This is a genomic window from Achromobacter maghribensis, assembly GCF_057334215.1.
Genome location: NZ_JBHFII010000043.1, coordinates 65,948 through 70,071, shown reverse-complemented (window position 1 = coordinate 70,071; position 4,124 = coordinate 65,948). Strand labels below are relative to the sequence as shown.

Sequence of the window (4,124 nt, the reverse complement as noted above, 5' to 3'; positions counted from 1 at the left end):
AACCAGGGGCGCTTGCCCAAGCCGCCTATCACCCCGAAGGCTGGCGGTCGGACGGCCAGCCGTCAGGCCGATTGGCGCAGCGCGCGGGCCGCTTGCACCATGCTGATCAGCGCGGCCTCGGTTTCGGGCCAGGCGCGCGTCTTCAGGCCGCAGTCAGGATTCACCCACAGGCGTTCCTTGGGCAGGCGGGCGGCCGCCTTTTCCATCAGGCCGACCATCCAGTCCACTTCCGGCACGTTGGGCGAATGGATGTCGTACACGCCGGGGCCGATATCGTTCGGATAGTCGAAGTCTTCAAACGCTTTGAGCAGATCCATGTTGGAGCGCGACGTTTCAATCGTAATGACGTCCGCGTCCATCGCGGCGATCGATTCGATGATGTCGTTGAACTCGGAATAGCACATGTGGGTGTGGATCTGCGTTTCATCGCGCACGCCGGCGGTCGACAGGCGGAAGCAGTCCACGGCCCAGTCCAGGTACGCCTTCCAGTCGGCGCGGCGCAGCGGCAGGCCTTCGCGGATGGCGGGCTCGTCGATCTGGATGACGCTGATGCCGGCGGCTTCCAGGTCCACCACTTCGTCGCGCAGCGCCAACGCCAATTGGCGGCAGGTCTGTTCACGCGGCTGGTCGTCGCGCACGAACGACCATTGCAGAATGGTGACCGGACCGGTCAACATGCCCTTCACCGGCTTGTCCGTCAGCGACTGCGCGTAGGACGACCAGCCCACCGTCATCGGCGCGGGCCGGGCCACGTCACCGAAAATGATCGGCGGCTTGACGCAGCGCGACCCGTAGCTTTGCACCCAGCCGTTCTTGGTGAACGCGAAGCCGGCCAGCAGTTCGCCAAAATACTCCACCATGTCGTTGCGCTCGGGTTCGCCGTGCACCAGCACGTCCAGGCCCACCTTTTCCTGGAAGCGAATGACTTCCTCGATTTCCTTGCGGATGGCGGTCTCGTAACCCGAGTCCGTCAGCGCACCGGCCTTCCAGTCGCGGCGCAGCGCGCGGATCTCGGCAGTCTGCGGGAAGGAACCGATCGTGGTGGTCGGGTAGGCGGGCAGGCCCAGTTGTTCTTGCTGGCGGGCGATGCGGCCGGCGAACGGCGCGCGGTCGCGCGACACGCCGGCGGCGCCGGACATGCGCTGGCCCACCACGGGATTATGGATGCGGGCCGACGAACGGCGCGCCGCCAGCGCGGCGCGTTGCTCGACCAGCCCCGTCTGCACCGTGGGTTCCGTGGCGCTATCCAACGCGCGGCCCAGCAGGCTCAGTTCTTCCAGCTTCTGCGCAGCAAACGACAGCCAGCTCTTGAGTTCGGCGTCCAGTTCCGTTTCGCGGGCCAGGTCCACCGGCACATGCAAGAGCGAGCACGACGGGGCCAGCCACAGGCGGTCGCCCAGTTGCCGCTTGATCGGCGCCAACGCGGCGATGGCGGCGTCCAGATCGGTGCGCCAGATGTTGCGGCCATTGATGATGCCGGCGGACAGCACTTGATCGGCGCGCAGCCCGGCCACGACGTCGGCCAGTTGCTCCGGCGCGCGGACCAGGTCTACATGCAGGCCGGCCACGGGCAAGGACTGGGCGGTGGCCAGGTTGTCCTTCAGCCCGTCGAAGTAGGTGGCGATCAGCAGCTTGACCGGGCTGGCGGCCAACGCCGCATACACCCGCTTGAAGGCATCGCGCCACGCTTGCGGCAGGTCCAGCACCAGGATGGGTTCATCAATCTGCACCCACTCCACGCCCAGCTTGGCAAAGCGGGCCAGCACGTCTTCGTACACCGGCAGCAACGCGGCCAGCAGTTGCAGCTTGCCTTCGTCGGCAGCGCCCGCCACAAAAGCATCGCCCTTGCCCAGGTACAGCCAGGTCAGCGGCCCCGGGATCACCGGCTTGACGGCGTGGCCCAGCGCTTGCGCTTCCTTGATCTGCTCGAACAGCGATTCGCGCGCGATGCGAAACGCCTGGCCGGGAACCAATTCCGGCACGATGTAGTGGTAGTTGGTGTCGAACCACTTGGTCATTTCGCAGGCGGCGGCAGGCTTGCCCGTTGGCGCGCGGCCGCGGCCCATGCGAAACAGCGTGTCCAGCGTCACGGGTTCCTTGTCGTTCTGGCCGAAACGGGCCGGCACCGCGCCCAGCAGCGTGCTCCACTCCAGAATCTGGTCATACCAGGCGAAGTCACCCACGGGCACGAACTTCAGGCCAGCCACGGCTTGCAGCTTCCAGTGCCTGGCGCGCAATTCACGGCCGGTTTCTTCAAGCGCTTCGGCACTTTGCTTGCCGGCCCAATACGCCTCCACCGCGCGCTTCAGTTCGCGCTGGGCGCCGATACGGGGAAACCCAAGATTATGAATAGTAGTCATGACAACACCGCCCTTAGACAAGATTTGCTCAAGTGACGGTTATTGTGCAGGCGAAGTTATATGAATCAAAATCAATGTCTACATTCATTAGATGAGAAAATCTCATACAATATAAGTTCATTCCACCCTGAGGAATCGGCGCCTGCCGGGGCACTCGCCATACGCCGCCGCCCTGCGCCTACACCGATGCTAGAAATCCGCCATCTTGAAACGCTGACCGCCATCCGCGAAGGCGGCAGCCTGCAAGAAGCCGCCGAACGCCTGCACCTGACCCAATCGGCCCTGTCACACCAGTTGCGCGACCTGGAAACCCGATTGGGCACGGCCCTGCTCAACCGGCGCACCCGGCCGGCCCGCCTGACCACCGCCGGGTTGCGCGTCCTGGCGCTGGCGGACGAGGTGCTGCCCCGCATCCGCGCCACCGAACGCGAATTGCAACGCCTGGCCGCAGGCCGCACGGGCCGCTTGCATCTGGCCATCGACTGCCACTCGTGCTTCCAATGGTTGATGCCGGCACTGGACGCCTTTCGGGTGCAATGGCCGGACGTGGCGCTAGACCTGTCTGCCGCCTTTTCGTTTGCCCCCTTGCCTGCCCTGGTGCGCGGCGACCTGGATCTGGTCATCACGTCGGACCCGCAACCGCTGGAAGCGGTCGAGTACCTGCCGTTATTCAAGTACGAACTGGTGTTGGCGGTGTCGGAGTCCAATCCGTTGGCCGGCAGCAAATTCGTCATGCCCGACCAGTTGGCCGACCAGACGCTCATCACCTATCCCGTGGACAAGCAGCGCCTGGACGTCTTCACCGCCTTCCTGGACCCGGCCGATGTGGAACCCGCCGCCATCCGCAAGGCGGAACTCACGCCGATCATCGCGCAACTGGTGGCCAGCAACCGCGGCGTGGCCGCGCTGCCGAACTGGGCGTTGACGGAATATATGAACCAGGGCTGGCTGCGGCAATGCCGTCTGGGCCCGCAAGGCGTGTGGCGCACCCTGTACGCGACGGTCCGCAGCGAAGACACGGACGCGTCCTACATCGGTGAATTCCTGAGCATCACCCGCGACGTCTGCTTCAAGACACTGTCAGGGATTAAATCCGCTAAATAGTGCCCCCACGCTGCGCGCGCTTCGCACGCTTGCTGCCCCCCGAGGGGGCTTTTTTACCTTGGGACGGCCCAGCGGTAAAAAGGGCCCCCACGCTGCGCACGCCCTGCGTGCTTGCTGCCCCCCGAGGGGGCTTTTTTACCTTGGGGCGGCCCGGCGGTAAAAAGGGCCCCCACGCGCCGCCGTCACTCTTCGTCGTGGTCGCCCACGATACGGCGGATGACGTCGTGCGCGAAGCCGCGGCTGGCCAGGAAGCGGGCTTGCTTGGCGTAGGCCGCGCGGTCAACGGGCTTGGCGTCGAAGCGCTTCTTCCAGACTTCCAGCGCGCGGTCGTACTCGGTGGCGCGCAACTGGTCGCGCAACTCGGCCACCTGAACGTCGTCAACGCCATGCTGGCGCAACTCCTGCACGATGCGTGCCGCGCCTTGCCGCGACGCACGTCGGTGCACCAGGCTTTGCGCGAACCGTTCGGTGGATAGCCAGCCTTCTTTTTCCAGCGTATCCAACACGGCCTCGACCTCGGCGGCATCGTCGGCGTAGGCGGAAAGCTTGCGCGCCAGCTCTTCGCGTGCGTGTTCTCGCCGCGACAAATACCCCACGGCCCGCATCTTCAACGAAGGCCCTTTACGTTCGGGCTTGCCGTCGACGGCGCCCCCCAGGCCG

The 4,124-nt window shown here is 65.3% G+C and carries 3 protein-coding genes; 1 reads left to right on the top strand and 2 read right to left on the bottom strand.

What is annotated here, in order from left to right; translation table 11 throughout:
• Positions 1–62 precede the first annotated feature (62 nt).
• Entirely contained in the window at positions 63–2,360 is a 2,298-nt protein-coding gene (gene metE / locus ACE039_RS17560; RefSeq protein WP_485822933.1) for a 5-methyltetrahydropteroyltriglutamate--homocysteine S-methyltransferase, read from the bottom strand.
• A 186-nt stretch (positions 2,361–2,546) separates the two neighbouring features.
• Between metE and ACE039_RS17555 the strand changes: the two genes are divergently transcribed.
• On the top strand, positions 2,547–3,464 hold the full coding sequence (locus ACE039_RS17555) for a LysR family transcriptional regulator (protein ID WP_105554867.1): 918 nt from the start codon (positions 2,547–2,549) through the stop codon (positions 3,462–3,464).
• Between the two features lie 182 nt (positions 3,465–3,646).
• On the opposite strand, the gene recX is transcribed toward ACE039_RS17555, so the two are convergent.
• On the bottom strand, positions 3,647–4,124 hold a 478-nt coding region (recX, locus tag ACE039_RS17550; protein ID WP_485822932.1), incomplete at its 5' end, for a recombination regulator RecX.